At 33.6% G+C, this 18126-nt stretch carries 18 protein-coding genes; 16 read left to right on the top strand and 2 right to left on the bottom strand.

Features of this window, described 5'->3' with window-relative positions:
* The first annotated feature begins 49 nt into the window (after window positions 1-49).
* Both MRU_RS08915 and pyrE read left to right on the top strand, forming a co-directional pair.
* The gene (locus MRU_RS08915) at window positions 50-334 is read left to right on the top strand and encodes a PRC-barrel domain-containing protein (RefSeq protein ID WP_012956582.1); all 285 of its coding nucleotides are present in this window, start codon (window positions 50-52) and stop codon (window positions 332-334) included.
* A gap of 48 nt (window positions 335-382) precedes the next feature.
* Window positions 383-907, top strand: coding sequence for an orotate phosphoribosyltransferase (gene pyrE / locus MRU_RS08910; RefSeq protein WP_048812496.1), 525 nt, complete (start codon window positions 383-385; stop codon window positions 905-907).
* Window positions 908-1115: 208 nt separating this feature from the next.
* Here pyrE and MRU_RS08905 read toward each other — a convergent pair whose 3' ends face one another.
* A complete protein-coding gene (locus MRU_RS08905; RefSeq protein WP_012956580.1) occupies window positions 1116-1634 on the bottom strand; it encodes a MogA/MoaB family molybdenum cofactor biosynthesis protein in 519 nt (172 codons plus the stop codon).
* Window positions 1635-1846: 212 nt separating this feature from the next.
* Between MRU_RS08905 and MRU_RS08900 the strand changes: the two genes are divergently transcribed.
* The 3 genes from MRU_RS08900 (at window position 1847) to MRU_RS12265 (ending at window position 4456) form a co-directional block, all read left to right on the top strand.
* Window positions 1847-2353 (top strand): type II toxin-antitoxin system VapC family toxin, encoded by a 507-nt coding sequence (locus MRU_RS08900; RefSeq protein ID WP_012956579.1) that lies wholly within the window; start codon window positions 1847-1849, stop codon window positions 2351-2353.
* Between the two features lie 257 nt (window positions 2354-2610).
* Window positions 2611-3852, top strand: coding sequence for a DUF2117 domain-containing protein (locus MRU_RS08895; RefSeq protein ID WP_012956578.1), 1242 nt, complete (start codon window positions 2611-2613; stop codon window positions 3850-3852).
* Entirely contained in the window at window positions 3785-4456 is a 672-nt protein-coding gene (locus tag MRU_RS12265; RefSeq protein ID WP_143714331.1) for a hypothetical protein, read from the top strand. The genes MRU_RS08895 and MRU_RS12265 overlap by 68 nt, the downstream gene beginning before the upstream one ends.
* A gap of 51 nt (window positions 4457-4507) precedes the next feature.
* On the opposite strand, the gene MRU_RS11960 is transcribed toward MRU_RS12265, so the two are convergent.
* Window positions 4508-4663 carry a hypothetical protein gene (locus MRU_RS11960; RefSeq protein ID WP_171776172.1) on the bottom strand — a complete coding sequence of 52 codons (156 nt, stop codon included), beginning with the start codon at window positions 4661-4663 and terminating at the stop codon, window positions 4508-4510.
* A gap of 301 nt (window positions 4664-4964) precedes the next feature.
* Here MRU_RS11960 and MRU_RS08890 point away from each other — a divergent pair, with 301 nt between their 5' ends.
* The 11 genes from MRU_RS08890 (at window position 4965) to mtnA (ending at window position 17975) form a co-directional block, all read left to right on the top strand.
* The gene (locus MRU_RS08890) at window positions 4965-5942 is read left to right on the top strand and encodes a methanogenesis marker 2 protein (RefSeq protein ID WP_012956576.1); all 978 of its coding nucleotides are present in this window, start codon (window positions 4965-4967) and stop codon (window positions 5940-5942) included.
* 531 nt (window positions 5943-6473) lie between these two features.
* Window positions 6474-7298 carry an amino acid ABC transporter substrate-binding protein gene (locus MRU_RS08885; protein WP_012956575.1) on the top strand — a complete coding sequence of 275 codons (825 nt, stop codon included), beginning with the start codon at window positions 6474-6476 and terminating at the stop codon, window positions 7296-7298.
* A gap of 281 nt (window positions 7299-7579) precedes the next feature.
* On the top strand, window positions 7580-8233 hold the full coding sequence (locus MRU_RS08880; RefSeq protein WP_012956574.1) for an amino acid ABC transporter permease: 654 nt from the start codon (window positions 7580-7582) through the stop codon (window positions 8231-8233).
* A 36-nt stretch (window positions 8234-8269) separates the two neighbouring features.
* Complete coding sequence (locus MRU_RS08875; protein ID WP_012956573.1) at window positions 8270-8953, top strand: amino acid ABC transporter ATP-binding protein; 684 nt, start codon at window positions 8270-8272, stop codon at window positions 8951-8953.
* 523 nt (window positions 8954-9476) lie between these two features.
* Window positions 9477-11027, top strand: coding sequence for a methyl-coenzyme M reductase-associated protein Mmp3 (mmp3, locus tag MRU_RS08870; protein ID WP_048812495.1), 1551 nt, complete (start codon window positions 9477-9479; stop codon window positions 11025-11027).
* 90 nt (window positions 11028-11117) lie between these two features.
* The gene (locus tag MRU_RS08865) at window positions 11118-11624 is read left to right on the top strand and encodes a methanogenesis marker 6 protein (protein WP_012956571.1); all 507 of its coding nucleotides are present in this window, start codon (window positions 11118-11120) and stop codon (window positions 11622-11624) included.
* A 122-nt stretch (window positions 11625-11746) separates the two neighbouring features.
* Complete coding sequence (locus MRU_RS08860) at window positions 11747-12253, top strand: methanogenesis marker 5 protein (protein WP_012956570.1); 507 nt, start codon at window positions 11747-11749, stop codon at window positions 12251-12253.
* Window positions 12254-13489 carry a methanogenesis marker 15 protein gene (locus MRU_RS08855; protein WP_012956569.1) on the top strand — a complete coding sequence of 412 codons (1236 nt, stop codon included), beginning with the start codon at window positions 12254-12256 and terminating at the stop codon, window positions 13487-13489. It begins immediately after the preceding gene.
* A gap of 173 nt (window positions 13490-13662) precedes the next feature.
* Window positions 13663-14229 carry a methanogenesis marker 17 protein gene (locus MRU_RS08850; RefSeq protein WP_012956568.1) on the top strand — a complete coding sequence of 189 codons (567 nt, stop codon included), beginning with the start codon at window positions 13663-13665 and terminating at the stop codon, window positions 14227-14229.
* 458 nt (window positions 14230-14687) lie between these two features.
* Window positions 14688-15578 carry a radical SAM protein gene (locus MRU_RS08845; protein ID WP_012956567.1) on the top strand — a complete coding sequence of 297 codons (891 nt, stop codon included), beginning with the start codon at window positions 14688-14690 and terminating at the stop codon, window positions 15576-15578.
* A gap of 1437 nt (window positions 15579-17015) precedes the next feature.
* On the top strand, window positions 17016-17975 hold the full coding sequence (mtnA, locus tag MRU_RS08840; RefSeq protein ID WP_012956566.1) for an S-methyl-5-thioribose-1-phosphate isomerase: 960 nt from the start codon (window positions 17016-17018) through the stop codon (window positions 17973-17975).
* The last annotated feature ends 151 nt before the right edge of the window (window positions 17976-18126 follow it).

Raw genomic sequence — 18126 nt, 5'->3', positions numbered from 1 at the left:
TTTTCAATTAATGATTATTTGAACTTATTTTATATAAAGGAGGCTTTTTATGAGAATTGCAAAGGAATTAATTGGTAAAGAAGTCTTAGGAACTGATGTAACCGTTATGGGAAAAGTCGTTGATGTTGATATTGATGTTGAGGATAATATTATTGAATCAATCATTGTCTCTAAAGGAGGTATTCAGGAAAGCTTAAACATTTCTAAAAGCGAATTGGTCATTCCTTTTGATATGATAAGCAAAATCGGTGATAAGATTCTTTTAAAAGATGCATTCGGAGAAGACCTAGATCAAATGGCTGATGAGATTCAAGATTTGAAAAACCAATTATAAGTGGTTTAATAAGAATCTTAACTGTTTTATTTAATTTCAGTGATGTGCATGGTATCTAAAGAATATTTAATTGAAATTCTTAAGGAAAACAAAGTATTTGAACAAGGGGAATTCACTCTTGCTTCAGGAAAGAAAAGCAACTATTATGTCAATATGAAAAGAGCTATAACAGAGCCTGAAATCTTGTCTACAATTGCAAAGCTAATCAATGAAAAGATTGATGATGATACAGATAAGATTGCAGGACCTGCTTTAGGAGCCGTTCCTATTGCAACTGCTGTTTCTTTGGAATCTAAAAAACCGCTCCTTATGATTAGAAAAGAGAAAAAAGGCTATGGAACTTCTAAATTAATCGAAGGAGATTTGAATGAAGGGGATAAGGTAATCCTTGTTGAAGACGTTACTACAACTGGAGGTTCTTTACTAAAGGCCATTAATGCAATAGTTGATAATGGTGGAGTAGTTCAAAAAGCTTTTGTTGTTGTAGACAGGGAAGAAGGTGCAATGGAGACCTTTGCAAATGAGGGAATTACATTAGAACCTTTAATTTCCGTTAGCGAATTTTTTGAATAATTGATTTATATCAAATGTTTTTTTCTTTTTTTTATTTTTTCTTATCTTTTTTAAAGAACTGTTTTATTTTTTTCTTATCTTTTCTAGAAAAGGGTTTATTTTTTCTATTTTTTCTAAGAAATGGTTTTGTCTAAAGAAAAGGTTTAATTTTTTCTATTTTTTCTAAGAAATGGTTTTGTCTAAAGAAAAGGTTTAATTTTTTTAAATTCTATTTTTGTGCATGTTTTTTAAGATGCCCTAATTCTTCATAGAATATTTTCATTCCTGTTTTTACTGCATTAGGAGATCCTGGCATGCAGAATATGAGTGTCTTTTTATAAACTCCTGCTGTTGCCCTTGATAAAAGGGATCCCGCCCCTAATTCTTCATATGAAATTGCTCTGAATATTTCACCAAATCCTTTCATTTCCTTTTCAAATAAAGGTTCTACAGTTTCAATGGTTATGTCCCTTGATTCAAGGCCTGTTCCACCTGTTGTGATTATTACATCTATTCCATTATCTATCATTGATTCTATGGTGTCTTTTAATATGTCCTTTTCATCGGGAATGATTGTGTAATCGTCAACATCGTATTTTTTGCTTAATTCATCAATCAAGTATTTTCCGGATAAGTCTTTTTCCTTTCCCTCTTTGTCATTTGAGAATCTGTCACTAAGTGTTATAATTCCACATGAAACCTTTATTGGAGCTTTCTTCTTATGTAATTCCATTGTTTCACTTTTCATCTAAATCACCTGCTATTTTTTAAATACCTAAAACTTGTTTTTTTATAATTACTATTAATCATATGAGATTTAAATTTTAAATAGTTTTTTGTTATTTTTATTTATGAGATTTTTTTTTAGAATTATTATTTATTCAAAGTTTTACTTTAATTTTTATTACTGGCCAGAAAAATATAATTAAATTTATTAATTCATTTTACTAAAATATATTTATGAGTGATTTATATTATGTCTTAGATGCATCTGCATTTATAAATGGATTTGAACCGAAATCAGATTTTAACATTACAGTTTCTGAAATAACTGATGAGGTTAAAGACTTAAAATCACGACTAATATTAAATCAAGCCATAGATGATGGTAAAATTATAATTCAAGAGGCCCAAAAGGAGTTCTTGGATAAATTAGATGAAACCATTGCCAAATCTGGTGATGACTTAAGGTTATCAGGTCCTGATAAAAAGCTATTGGCTGTTGCTTTGGCTTTATTGGATGAAGGCAAAGAGATTAAGGTCTTAACTGATGACTATTCTATGCAAAATGTTTTAAAAATCCTTGATATTCCCTATGAAAGCATTATAACTGAAGGAATAAAAGGAGTTTATAATTGGAAAAAGACCTGTGAAGGCTGTAAAAAGGAGTATCCTGCAGATTATCCATTTGATGACTGTGAGATATGCGGGTCTAAAGTATTTAAACGAAGAATTAAAACTTACTAATTTAAATAATTGATGAACTTTTTATATTTTAAGAACAATGGGTTGAATTTTTTATTTTTAAGAACAATGGCATATTAATTGCTATTTTAAAAATTGTGTTTTTATTATACTTATTTAAGCATTTATAACTATAGAATACGAATTTTTATTCAATTTTGAGAAACTATAAAAGACAAAAATTTGATTAAATCATTCAAAAGACTGAATTTTCGATTTAATCAATTCAAAAAACTACTAAACTATATTTGGTGTGCAATATGGAAATTGGAGTTGTTGTACATGGCCCCGGAATCATAGATTCTGGCTGGGCTATAAAAATTATTGATATTTTATCTAATTATGGAAATGTCCATTGTCGTTTAGGCGGAACTATGGGCAGGACTGCAGTTATTGACGCTGCTTTAGAGGATGCCATAGACATATCCTTAAAATTACTCCCTAGCCAATCTTTGGAACTCTTCAATAGGGAAGGTGTTGATATAATCTTCCTATTGAATTATGGAAAGTCCCCTGAAACTGGCAGAGTCTTTGGATATAAGGTTTTCAACCATTACTTTAAGCAGATTTCAAATGAGGATTATCTTGCTACCAATCATAAGCCTTTATATGATGCAAGCGTTCCTGTAATTCAAATTGAACGTCCTGGAGAAGAGGACGGCTCAATAATCAGCTGGAATACAGAATTGAATGAGCAGCTAAGCAAAAGCCGTAAAGGCAGATTCAAATTGGGATTGGGAAAGAAGAATATGGTGGAATCATTATCCTTTAACTTTGAAGAATTATTCGATCATTTAAAAACTTCCTTAAATTTAGTAGAAGTCACACCAGAGGAAGTCGTATCCAATTATTTCTCCAATAATCAGGAAAGGAAAGATGAAGAGGACATTGAGAAAATATTACGTTCATATGATGATTATGACATCAGCCATTACACCTACCGTAAGATTCATGGAGTAAGCCCTGATGAGAACATCTTCATAAACGGCATAGTTGTAGGCTATTCCAATGGAGATTCCATTGTCTTGGTTGCCCGTGACGGATTGATTGCCGACATTATAAATGGAACTATTAAGTATCACGGACTTGAAAAGCTAGGTCCTGTTGATCTGGAGAGGGTCATAGTTAAAACAGGTCTTCTTAGAAAGTCTGATGATGTAAATCCGAGAGTCTTATCAAATAAGGACATTTCACTTAAGGATACAGAAAGGCATATCTATTCAGGTGAGATTTCAGAAGATGACTATTCCTTTAAGGTTGCTTATGTGGATCATGCAGCTTATGACATCTATAAGTTCAAGGACTTTGATTTGGTTGTTACAATAGGGGATGATACTTCCCTTGTGGCCTCAGATATTCTTTATCGTTTTGATATTCCAATAATTGGAATAACCGATGGAGACTTGGATAAGGTCGTTGAAAACGGATTTGTAAATGAGAAGTCAACAATCATTGAAGTGGCTTCAGGCTTTGATGACATTGCTGGGCCATCACATTCATGATAAGCTTTTCCTCTCTAAGGACACCTTGGAGATTCCTTTTGATGAGGAGGCAGACTCTCCTGAGAACTTTAAGTCAATCATGTTTAATGTATTCAAGTCTTATGTCATTGAGAGCATTAAGGAAGTCGTTCCAAGCTTTGTTGAAAAGGACCACGAATATAATGTGGTCAATAGCTATGAAGGATTCGTTGAAGAGGACTATGAATTTGAAGACTTGGATGACTTTATTCAAGAGCTGGAGTATGGCAGCTATGAGGGCTCTAATGAGATTTATGTGGATGAGGACGGCTCTTTAGTTGAAGAGGTCTATATTGAGGATGGTGAAGTTCCTTTAGAGGAAGTTTATATTGAATATGATGATGTTCCTGTAGAGGAGATCTTTGTGGAGCATGATTCTGATGATGATATTTATGTAGAGCATGAGTCTGTTGAGGAGATTTTTGTTGAGCATGATGACGGCTCTATAGATGAGATTATTGTTGAGCATGAGCCTAATGAAAATATTGTTTATGAGGATGCTCCTGTAGAAGAGATTTTTGTTGAGCATGAGCCTAATGAAGAGATTGTTTATGAGGATGCTCCATTAGAAGAGATTTTTTGTTGAACATGATGATTCTTTAGAAGATATTTATGAAGATGCCCCTATTGAAGAAGTTTATATTGAAGAGGAGTATATTGAAGAATATTCAGGGCCTATAGTTAATGAAGAATCTTCAGATGAAGTTTTAACTGAAGATATTGAAGAATCTGTTTCCAATGATTCTGAAGATTCAGAGGAAATAGATGAATCTGATGGATGGGCAGAATACATTAAAGAAGAATTTGGAGATCCTGATGAGGAATCAGATGATTCTGAATAATTAAATTAATTTAAAGATTTCAATTATTTAATTTAAATTTATTATTCGGTTTTAAGTTATTTGGTTTTAATTTTTTTAATTTAGATTTATTATTTGATTTTAGACCTTTGATTTCAATTATTTTCATTAAATTTAATTCAATTTTTATTCAATTTATAATTATTATAATTTATTATTTATTTTACAATTAATACATACAAAAACATTTATTTTTTAAAACCAAATTATTTTTAGACATTTTAAGGTGTAAGAATGAATTTTAATGAGCTTGTTAAATCACTTCAAGAGTTTATTGGTGTAAGTAGGAAAAATTCAATAGAAAAGGTTACAAAGGCTTTAAGCGAAACTTATAATATCTCTGGAGATGTTCTTCTTGACTTTGGAGACGATGCATCTGCAATCGATATTGGAAATGGTCAGGTTGTTCTACTTGCCGCCGATGGAATCTGGGGACAGTTAATGAGTGTCAATCCTTATTGGGCAGGCTACTGCTCTGTTCTTGTTAATGTTAACGACATTGCTGCAATGGGAGGTAGGCCTATCGCCATGGTAAATACATTATCCATTAATGATGATGAAATCTATGATGGGGTTCTTCAGGGAATTGTAGACGGCTGCCGCAAGTTCAATGTTCCAATGGTTGGAGGGCACCTTCACCCTGATGCCGAATTCAATTCATTGGATGTGGCAATTGCGGGAATTGCTAAAAAGGATTCTCTAATTACTTCCGCTGGTGCTAATGTAGGAGATAAGGTTATTGTAGCCATTGACACTGACGGCAGGCAGCATCCTCAGTTTGTCTTGAATTGGGACACCACATATGAAAAGGATGCAAAGCTGGTTCAAGATCAGATTTCTGTTATGCAGGAGATAGCTGAAGCTCATTTGCCAACTGCTGGAAAGGACATTAGCAATCCTGGAACCCTTGGAACTTTGGAAATGTTGCTTGAGGCATCTGGTGTTGGAGCATTTGTAGAGCTTGAGAGGATTCCTAGAAATCCTGATGTCTCTTGGGAGGAATGGCTGATGGCTTATCCTGGAGCTGCCTTTGTAATGACTGCCAAGGAGGAAAACTGTCAGGAGATTATTGATAGACTTAGTCCTTACTCCTTTGAAGTTGCAGTGGTTGGAGATGTGATTGAGGATAAGATGCTTGTTTTAAAATCAGGTGATGAGGAAGCTGTTCTATTTGATCAAAGGAAGAATCCTGTTCTTGTCTTAGGCAATTAATTTTTATTTGGGCAATTTCACACTTTCTCATGATTGAAACATTTATGTTATGTTCATTTTCAAGATAAGTTTTTATGCCTATATGTTGTTAGTGTTTTTAAACTTTTTTTAAAAAATTAGTTTAAAACTCTTTATTTTTATTAAAGTCCTCTATTTTTTCTTTATTTTCTTTTATTTTGATTCACAGTTCTTTAATTATCTAACTTTTTTAAAGATTAAAAATTGTTTTAATGATATAAAACTAATTTTTACTATATTTTCTATTTTTATTAATTTTTTTTATAATATTGTTTTATAATTTCATTTAAAATTAAACTGATTTTATAATTTATTAAAATTTAAACAATATTTATTTATTTAATTGGCTTTTTTTGTTCATAACTTGCCTTTTTGCGTTGATTTCTGATATTTTTTTGAATAAATAACACTATTTTATATAATATGATTTTCTTAAATATTTATATAGATTAGATTTTTTCTTTTCATCTAATTTATAATATATTATAAATTAAAAATATTTATGGTGTGAATATGAAGAAAAAAATAGCAATTATTTTAGGAATTGCATTATTAGCATTCTTAGTCATCGGCGCATCCAGCGCAGGTTTCTTAGACTTTTTAGGTGGCGATGGAACTGCTACTAATGATGACAATACTTTTATTGTCGGTTTTGATGCAGAATTCCCTCCATACGGATACAAAGACGATAACGGGGAATATGTAGGATTTGACTTAGACTTAGCTCAAGAAGTATGTGACAGAAACAACTGGACTTTAGTAAAACAGCCAATAGACTGGGATGCTAAAGACAGCGAATTGGACTCTGGTTCAATTGACTGTATTTGGAACGGATTTACCATCAACGGTAGAGAAGACGACTACACCTGGTCTGAACCATACATTGACAACAAGCAAGTTGTTGTTGTAAAAACAGATTCCGGTATTAACAGTTTAGCTGACTTAGATGGTAAGATTGTAGAAACCCAAAAAGATTCATCTGCTTTAGCAGCTCTTGAAGGGGACAACAAAACCTTAGCTGACACCTTTAAAGACTTAACTCAAGTTGCTGACTATAACACTGCATTTATGGATTTAGAAACCGGTGCATGTGATGCTGTAGCTATTGATATTGGTGTAGCTCAATACCAAATCAGCCAAAAAGGAAGCGACCAATACAAAATGTTAGATGAAGAAATCTCATCTGAACAATACGGTATCGGTTTCAAGAAAGGAAATGACCAATTAAAAGATCAAGTCCAAAAAACTTTAGACGAAATGTTTGAAGACGGAACTGTAGAAAAACTCGCACAAAAGTACGACACCTACGGAGTTCCTGGCGCTCTTATTCAAAAATAAGTAAATAGTATTTAAGTTTATGCATAATTATTATGTATAAACTTTTTTTTTTATTTTATAAAGCCTTTTAACTTGTTTAAGGTGTTTTCTATTTTTAGATAAGTTTAAATAAATTATTTGAATTATTTTAACTATTTAAATGATTTATTTAAGTTTATTTAATAAGCCATTACATTCTTTTTAATGATCTTGGGTTTTTTTTAACTAATGGCTCTTATTTGCCCTATGGCTTATTATTAAACAATTATTGTTTTTATGTTTATTTTTTGGGGAGAAATTAAATGTTATTAAGTAAAATTTTAGAAGAATTATTATGGGGTATGGGAACCTCCATTGAAATATTCCTTCTTACATTGCTGTTTTCCATTCCACTTGGTTTGGCAGTGGCTGCTGGAAGAATGAGCAGCTTCAAGCCACTTCAATGGTTTATGAAGGCTTATATTTCTATCATGAGAGGAACTCCATTGATGCTGCAGCTGATTGTTGTATTCTTTGGTCCATATTATATATTCGGAATGACACTTTCAAGGGATTACAGGATGATTGCAGTTATAATTGCTTTCACCATCAACTATGCGGCTTACTTTGCAGAGATCTTCCGTGGAGGAATCGAATCCATTCCAAACGGACAATATGAAGCTGCACAGGTATTGGGATATACCAGAGTTCAAACATTCTTTATAATCATCTTGCCTCAAGTGGTAAAGATAGTGCTTCCATCAATTACAAATGAGGTAATCACTCTTGTAAAGGACACTTCACTTTCCTTTGTGCTTGCAATTCCAGAGATGTTTACAGTTGCAAAGCAGATTGCAGCAGCTGAAGCTTCCATTTCAGCATTGCTGATTGCAGGTGGATTCTATTATGTATTCAATGCGCTTGTGGCAATTATTATGGAACGCTTTGAAAAGAGATTGGATTATTACGATACATAGGGGAGATATCAGATATTTTATTAAGAGTTGATTTTAATGAGTTTATTGGAAGTTAAGAATCTTAAGAAAAGCTTTGGAGACAATGTGGTCTTGAAGGATATCTCCTTTTCCGTTGAAAAGGGTGAGGTATTGTCAATCATAGGTCCATCCGGATCCGGTAAGTCCACATTGCTAAGATGCATAACAGACCTTGAGACAGAGGACAGCGGTGAGATCAATTTTGACGGAACCTTTGGATTGGTGTTCCAGAACTTCAATCTTTTCCCACATCATTCTGTAATGAAGAATATTACCAATGCACCTCTAAAGGTTCAAAAGAGAGACAAGGCTGAAGTTTACGAGCATGCAAGAGACCTTCTAAAGAAAATGGGGCTTTCTGATAAGGAAGATGCATACCCTTCAGAATTGTCTGGTGGTCAACAGCAAAGAGTATCCATTGCAAGGGCTCTTTGCATGAAGCCGGATATATTGTTCTTTGACGAGCCTACCTCTGCACTTGACCCTGAGCTTACAGGAGAGATATTAGCTGTAATAAAGGACTTGGCAGCTGAGCATATGACTATGGTGATTGTTACCCACGAGATGAACTTTGCTAGAAATGTTTCTGATACAATTATCTTCATGGATGAGGGTGTCATTGTGGAAGAGGGCTCACCTGAAGAGGTATTCTCATCTGACAATCAAAGAATGAAAGAGTTCTTAGGCAAGTTTTATGAATAAATCTCTTGATTTATTCTTTTTTTTTATTTTTTTCTTTATTTGGTGTTTTATTCCTTTTTTTTATTTATTAATTTATTTTTTTAATTGTGCTTTTTTTTTAATTGCTTTTAGTCTTATTCCAATTCTTATTTTATATTTGTGAATTTAGCAATTATTTTTATAATTTCTCTTTTTAAAACTTATTAATATTATTATTTTTAATCTATTTTTAAGCTTGAGGATGTCTTAAAGAAATTCCTATTAAGGCATCATACTTTTAATTTATTTATTATTATCCAAAATCAATTAAAAACTATTTTATATAATTAGAAATAAACATATATTTAATATATATAAATAAGGATATTTTTTCGCCTATTAAAATAAAACTTATTTTATTTAGATTTATTTTAAAAAGGTCATTTATTCTTATTTTTATATTTCAGTAGTTTAAAACTGTAAATGCAATTTTTAAATCTTTTTAAACTACTGATTAATCGAATAATAATTATTACAAATTTTATTAATGAAAAGAGGCAAGCCTATGCTAATAAAAATTAATGGAGAAGATGTGGATATTCCTGAAGGATCTACCATCAAGGACGCTATAGAGCTTTCCAATGCGCCTTATAAGAAAGGAAGCATTGTCTGCCTTATCAAGGGAGAAAGCGAAATACAAAGCAATGTCCTTAAGTATAAGATAAAGACTCCTAAGGGAAGTATTCTCATTGAATTGGAAGTTTCTGAAAAATCAAAGCCTTTGACTGATTTCTTCAAGGAAAACTATTCTCTCTTCAGCTCCAACAATGTTCGTTGGGAAACCTCTAATGAAGTGGCCATAGGTCCGGTAGAGTCTAATTTTGAACCGTCTCATGATGAGTTCAGGTATTTTGACAATGATGTCTTAATAAGCCTCTCCGGTTTTTCCAAGGAGGCCACACATATAATCTTTGTAAAGGACGATCACTCAAATGTATATGGAGTTCCAAAATACAGCGACAGAGGAGTCTTTGCAAGGATTATCGGAGGAAGAAGAACATTGTTCTCACTTACCGATGATGATGAGATATTGTCAATCGAGCCTGTGATTGAGAGAAGCACAGTCACCGACAGTACAGGAGGCTCAAATCTTGAGGAAGTTCTTGAAGAGGGAAATCAGCTATTCACCTACGCTCTTTTAGAGCCAAATGCAAAGTCTCCAGCATCAGTTGAGCATCTGTTCTCATTGATTAGAAACAACAAAATACAGGTTGACTTTGAATCTAACTCATTTTTAGGTTTCTATGAATTAAATGGTCTTACTAAGGATGCTGAAGAGATAAGTGAACGTAAGAGAGGAACAGTAACCTTAAGAAGCGAAGGAAACGGAAAAGGAAGAGTCTATGTCTATAGGGAGGACAGGGTCAGAGCTGAAACCCATACCAATCTTGCTACAGTCAAGCAAGGTATGGAACTCTTTGATACCGCTAAAAAGGGAGACTTCATTACTGTATTAAGCGATCCTGAAAGAATCATGCTTATGATGCTAACTCAAAAGGAAGCAGAGGAAAAAATGCAATCTTTAGGAATAAAGCATGTTCGTGACGGAAACCTTGATGACGATGCGATTGTTGTGATTCAGACACCTGAAAATACCATTGACATTCTGGAAAATAAGGAAGTCACCACCTTCGGACTTGCAAGCGATGAATTGGTTAAGATCAAATTGACTGACAAGGCTCCAAGAACCAGATGGTATCTTGAGAAAATCAGTGGATTGGCAGAAAAGCCTGTAGGCACATTGAAGGTCTACTTTGCAGTTCCCGACATGAACATGTTCATGTTCAATGGGGATACTGACGAATCCAAGGGACTCATTCCAGAGAATATCCCTACAGATATTGTAAAGGCCGGTGAGATAGCTGTAACCAATATGTCAAGGAAGAACTTAGGTCTTATTGGTATAAGGACAATCGATACTGATGAGTTCGGACCTACTGGTGAGGCATTCTCAGCTACAAACATTGTAGGTGAGGTTGTTGGAAACATTGAAGGCTTGAACAAGCTTAAGGATGGAAGCACTCTTTATATTTATGAGGTTTACGATGAGGAATAACCTTATTTAAGGTTTAGATAATGCTTAATTTAAGGTTTTAATTAGAAATAAACCTTTATTATTTATGGTGAGAATTAGGAGGAAAGATTTATGCCTGCAAATTTATGTATAACTCCAGATTTAGGTAAGGAGGACATGGATCCGGAAGTTTCTACAAGGATGATCATTTTAAGTTCCAAGGCAAATGTAAGCGAAAGCGAAGTCGTCAACTTCCTGCATATGCTTAACTTGCCACTTACAATAAAATGGACTTGCTATGGGGCAATGATCAGCGGCAAGGACAAATATGTCAGACAAGCGATTAGAGAGCTTCGCAAATTGGATCCTTACGGAATCTTTACAAAGGAAAGAGGTTTTGCTCCAGGTGACCCAAGAAGATGCAGAGGCCACAGGTATGGGCCAAGGGAAGGATTCCACCAAATGGAGAAGGAATTCAGAATTCTTGACTATGTTGGAGAGGCCTTGAAAAATCCAAGAGATGTGGAAATCGAGAAGAAAGAACCTGTTTCTGTTGATTACTTTAAAGAAGTTTTAGATAAGGCTTTAGAAGAATCTGAAGGTTCTTCAAAAGAAAAAAGTGAGGACGATAACAAATAGGAAGTTTATGGGATTATTAATGGTTTTAAATTATTTAAAGTTTGATTTTGATAAAACACTTTATTATTTTAAATTTAAAAACGATTAAAAACTTTCTATATTATGATTATGAGGATGATATTATGGTAAAAGTAGCTATTTATCCACCAAATTCATTGATTTTAGCTGACTTGATTGAGAGAAAAGGTCATGCTCCTTTAGCTCTTCAAAAACAAATAAGACAAAAGATAAAAGACCCGGAGATTGATTCACCTCCAATGAACATTACAGAGGAAGACCCAATAAACGGATTGAAGTATGCAGCTATTGAAGTCCCTTCAGGGGTTAGGGGAAGAATGTCCATCATCGGACCTCTTATAGATGCTGCAGAGGCTGCAATCATTGTTGACGGCGCTCCATTTGGCTTTGGCTGTGTAGGATGTGCAAGAACAAACGAACTGTCCATTTTCTGCTTGCGTAAAAAGGACATACCTGTACTTGAAGTGGTCTATCCTGACGATGAGGATGGGACCGTGCTTATGGTAAATCAAATCATGGAATTCTTGGATTCCTTGCCTGGCGGCGGAGGAGACATGGAAGGAGACAATGACGTTTTAGGCGAACAGATTGGAACTAAAGGAGGAAAATAAATGGTACAGATTGCACTTGTTTCCTGCGGTACCGAATACAGTGGTATCCAAAAGGAAATCGAAAAGGCAGCTCTTAAGTTTGGAGCTGAAATTATCCTTCCTGAAATTGATTTGGATTATATTAATGAAGCTTATGAAAAATTCGGATTCTCTGCTCAAAGCTCAAGCTTAAAGCTTATGATTGCAAGGGCAATGTCCATTGTAGAAGGCAGATGCAAGCCTGATGCAGTATTCATTGCAACCTGCTTCAGATGTGCTGAAGGAGCATTGGTGAGAAACGAAGTGAGACGTTTCATACAGAACAACACCCGTATTCCAGTGGTTACATACTCATTCACTGAAAGGACAAAGGCTGATGAATTGTTCATCCGTATGGAAGCATTGGCAACTACAGTTACAAGAAGAAGCATTCTTGCTCGTGAAAAGCAAGAAGGACTTACTCTTGGTCTCGACTCAGGTTCAACAACCACAAAGGCAGTTCTTATGGAAAACAACAAGGTCATTGGAACCGGTTGGACTTCAACCAAGGATATAATAGAATCTGCTAAGACTGCAGCTGCAGAGGCCTTTGACAATACAGATTACAACTGGGATGATGTTGACGGAATAGGAACCACAGGATATGGTAGGTTCACCATGGGTCGGGAATTTGGCGCAGAGCTTATACAGGAAGAATTGTCTGTAAACGCAAAAGGTGCAGTATATCTTGCAGACTGCCAGAAAGGGGAAGCTACAGTGCTGGACATAGGCGGTATGGATAACAAGGTTATTACAGTAAACAATGGTATTCCAGACAATTTCACCATGGGCGGTATCTGTGCAGGTGCTTCCGGAAGATTCCTTGACATGACCTCAAGAAGATTGGATGTGGACATTACAGAGCTTGGTCCTCTTGCAGTGCAAGGAGACTGGAGAAAGGCTATGCTTAACTCCTACTGTATTGTATTCGGTATTCAGGACCTTGTTACAACCTTAGCTGCAGGAGGCTCAAAGGCAGATGTAGCAGCTGCTGCATGTCACTCTGTATCCGAGCAAGTATATGAACAGCAATTACAGGAAATCGACATTCGTGAACCTTTGATTCAAGTAGGGGGAACCAGTCTTATTTCAGGACTTGTAGAAGCTGTCAGTGAAACTTTAGGTGGTATAGAGGTAATTGTCCCTGAGTATTCCCAGCATATTGGAGCTGTAGGTGCGGCATTGCTTGTATCTGGTATGGGCAAAAGGCATGAATAAATAATTCATCGATTTAGAAAATTCTAATTTAATCTTATTTATCATTGAATTGGATTATTTCTAATTCTTTTTATTTATTATTGAATTGGTTTTTTCTAATTCTTTTTATTTATTATTGAATTGGTTTTTTTTTTCTAATTCTTTTTATTATTATTTTTATTAGAGTGATTATAATGTATATTGAATCAAATGATCCGGAAGGAGCAAAGGTCTACGACATGATTATAAGACAGATCTTTCAGGATTTGGTCCTGCCACCTTCCATTGATGACATGAAGGCTTATGTAAATCCAAATGAGGTCTGTTTCATAATTGCAATCAAGATGAGAAAGACTTCACAGCACATTACCTTGAAGGAAGTGGCTAATGTCGACTATAACGCTGAAGATGACACTACAGTGGTAATCATTGACAATGAAAACTATCTTCCAAACATTCTAAAAAGGCTTTGGGAAATCAATGGCCGTGAAAATGTTCACCAGCCAAGCAGATATGTCATTCACTTGCCTGGAGAGAAGAATGTCTCTGATTTGGTTGTAGACGACCCTCATGAAAATCTAAAGAGAAGAATTTATGATGCAGTCTTTAGGATAGTCCCTGAAGGATTTAAGATAATGAAAGACATGTCTGAAGGAGACATTGTCTGCATTGTTGCCACAGATGAATTGATTAAGGATGAATGGGTTGAAAAGGCTAAAGGATATATGGTGGAATTGAACACTCCAAAGACTTGGGATTAAGTGTGTGAATTGAATTTCAAAGATTCTTTTCTTCTTAATTTTAATTTAACTATTATTTTTTAGTTTTTTTACATTTATTTTTATAATTTTATCTTATTTTTTTATAAATATATCTTTATATTTTTTATTTTTAATTTGAATGTTTCAGAATTCTTTGCTTTTTGATTATTTTTCTTAAAACAGTTCGTAATTTATTGATATTTTGTTCGTATATTATAAAAATAAATAGAAATACTTAAATACTAGTTAGTTAATAACAATAGTTATAAGTTTAAATCTAAACGGAAAAATTTGTAACTTGTATTGGAGAACTTGAAATAAATTAATTAATGCTTATTAAAATTTGTATTTTTCAAATTGGAGGATATTAATAATCTATTTAAAGATTTTTTCCATTTCTTCTAATTGAAGAATCTAATGCTTATTTAATTAAAATTTAATATTATTGAGGTAGTAGTATGACTAAAAAAGACATAACTTGTGGAGGAGACCATAAAGGTGCAAGATTTGCACACATTACAAAAGTGCATCCATGCTATAATGAAAAGCTCCACGATAAGGTTGGAAGGGTCCACGTTCCAATCGCACCTAAATGTAATATCGGATGCAATTTCTGCATAAGGTCAATCAATACTGATGAGGACAGGCCAGGTGTAGCAGGATCCATCATGGATGCAGATGCTGCAGTGGAACATGTATTGAATGTGACAAAGGACAGCGCAATCACTGTTGTAGGGGTTGCAGGTCCTGGAGACTCATTGGCTAATGAAGCCACATTTGAGTTCTTTGAAAAGATCAACAAGGTAAAGCCAGACCTAATCAAATGTATGAGTACAAACGGTCTTTTGCTTCCTAAATATGCTGAAAGAATAGCAGAGTTAGGTGTAAACACTGTTACAGTAACTGTAAATGCAGTGGACCCAGAGATATTAAAGGAAATCAACGGATTCATTTTCTATGAAGGCAAGGTCTATAAGGGACTTGAAGCAGCTGAAATCCTTTCCAAAAACCAGCTTGAAGGAATTAAAAAGATAACTGACCTTGGAGTTGTTGTAAAGGTAAATATCGTTCTCATCCCAGGGCTTAATGACGAGCACATTCCAGAGATAGCAAGAACAGTCAAGGAATGCGGTGCAGACCTTGTGAATGTCCTTCCTCTTATTCCATTGAATAAGATGGCTGACTATCCAAGACCTGGATGCATGGAGATTGAAAAGGCTAGAGGGGAAGTTGAAGAGTACCTTCCAGTATTTAGGGCATGCACCCAATGCAGAGCAGACGCTTATGGAATTCCTGGAAAGAAACATGAGGATCATCATATTGGAAATGCTCCACAGTCTCACTTCTAGGATTTACTTATTTTTTAAAAACAGTTTTGTTCTCAGTTTTTAATAATTTAAAAATTGGGACTTTTTTTATTTTTTTTATTTTCTAATTATGTTAACAATCTCTATTTTTGAAACATTATTTTTATGTATAGTTTACTATTTATAAAAATAACTTATTATTAATCTTATTTTTCATTTTCCTATTTTAATTTTCATTTTTTTTATCCAAAGATTTATATAATACTTTTTATATACTATAAATTACAAGTTATGCTTGTTTTTGGTCGTCTATAGTTCAAAACAAAATTATAAATTTTTGACTATTTGATTGCTGAAATTAATATGTGGTCATTAGAGGAATGTGACCACATATAACAGCTCTTTTTTTAATAATTTTCTTTTTTTACTTTTCTAGTCTTTTTCAATTATTATCATTTCTTTTTAGAGTATACTTATCTAATTTTTCATTTTTGTGTTTTTTCATTTTTGTGTTCTGTTGTTTTTTTCATTTTTTCATTTTTGTGTTTTTTCATTTTTGTGTTCTGTTGTTTTTTTCATTTTTTCATTTTTGTGTTTTTTCATTTTTGTGTTCTGTTGTTTTTTTCATTTTTTCATTTTTGTGTTTTTTCGCATTAGGACTATTTATATATCTTATTTTATTCATATTATAATTGAGAATATTCTTTATTTAATTAGAATATAGTATTCCTCATTATCTATATAAAAAATACTAAAGAAGCATAATAGTTGAATTTTATATAGCTGAATTTTGTTTTGACTTAGACGACCAGTTGTTCATTTCAAAGTTCTTCTAATGGAGGGGTAATTAGTATGACTTTGATAATAGAAGGAGTCATTTATATCATTATTGGTATTCTCTTTATAATTATTGGGTCATTAGTACAACCTTATATTTAGAAAAAATCTTATTGTGATGAGCTGAAGTTTTTATTAGTTCTCTTGAGTATGCTCTTCATTAATTTTTCTTAATCTAATTGATTGGAGGATGTTCTCCATTTTTATGTATAGTTTACTATTTATAAAAATACATCATAATTTTCCTTATTTTTTCATTTTCTAGTTTAATTTTCATTCTTTTATCCAAAATCTTTATATAATGCTTTTTATATAATATGGATTACAAGTTTACTTGTAAGGGGCCACCTTATAGTTCAAAACAAGTTTTTAAAAATCGTTTATATAAGTGCTGGAAAGTATGTGGTCATTGGGGAATTTGTCCACATATTACAGCTCATTTTTTAAATTTTTAGCTATTTTTTTAATCTAATTAATTGGAGAATGTTATCATTTAAAAATTCCATTTATCTATTTCTATTCATCTTCTTATTGTTTTTATAATAAGTTATTTATTTAAAAAAGACCAATATCTTATTGTATTAAACTTAAAAATTTATTTTATAATTATATTTTCTTTTATTAAACTATTATTGTGATATTATGAGAACATTGGAATGGGAAGACAATAAATTAAAGCTTATAGATCAAACCAAACTGCCAGATGAATTGACTTATGTCTACTGCAGCAATTACAAGCAAGTGATTACAGCAATTAAAGATATGATTGTTCGTGGAGCCCCTGCAATCGGTGTCTCTGCTGCCTTTGGTATGGCACTTGCTCAGCTTGCCGGAGAAGACATGGAAAAGGTTGCAGTTGAGATGAAGAATGCACGTCCTACTGCAGTTAACCTGATGTGGGCAGTTGATAGGGTTATGAAAGCCGAAAACATGCTTGATGAGGCATTAGAGATGGCTCGTGAGGACATTAACACAAACCTTGCAATTGGAGAGTATGGCGCAGAGCTTATTGATGACGGAGACACTGTCCTTACTCATTGCAATGCAGGAGCACTTGCCTGCGTTGATTATGGAACTGCCCTTGGAGTCTTCCGCTCTGCATTCAATCAGGGAAAGAACATTCAAGTGATATGTGATGAGACCCGTCCAAGAGGACAGGGAGCAAGCCTAAGCGTTTGGGAAATGCAACAGGAAGGAATTCCTGTAAAACTCATTCCAGATGTTGCAAGCGGATATCTCATGTCAATAGGAAAAATAGATAAGGTTGTAATAGGGGCAGACAGGGTGGCCCATGATGGAATAGCAAATAAGATAGGCTCATTTATGGTGGCTCTTGCTGCTAAGAGGTTTGACATTCCGTTTTATGTAGCCGCACCAATCAGCACATTTGATAAGGAAATCAGCATCTTTGATACAGAAATAGAAGAAAGAGATCCTAACGAAGTCATTTATTATGGAGGAGCAAGAATCTGCCCGGAAGGAACTGAAGTAATTAACCCTGCATTTGATATAGTTCCAAAGGACCTTATAACAGGGGTCATTACAGAAAAAGGAGTTTTCGATTTGAATAATTTAGAAAAAGACTTTAAAGAGCTTTTCTAAATTTATTCTTTTTCACAATTGTTTCTATTAAAATTGCTTTTCTAAATTAATTCTTTTTTTACAATTGTTTTAGTAAAATTGCTTTTTTAAATTGCTTTTTTATTGTTTAGAGTCAATAGTTGCGGCTATTGATTCAAATTCTATTTTTTAA

This window comes from Methanobrevibacter ruminantium M1, assembly GCF_000024185.1.
Lineage (GTDB): Archaea > Methanobacteriota > Methanobacteria > Methanobacteriales > Methanobacteriaceae > Methanobrevibacter > Methanobrevibacter ruminantium.
Note: the sequence above shows the minus strand (reverse complement) of the source record. Positions and strands in the feature narration are given on the sequence as shown.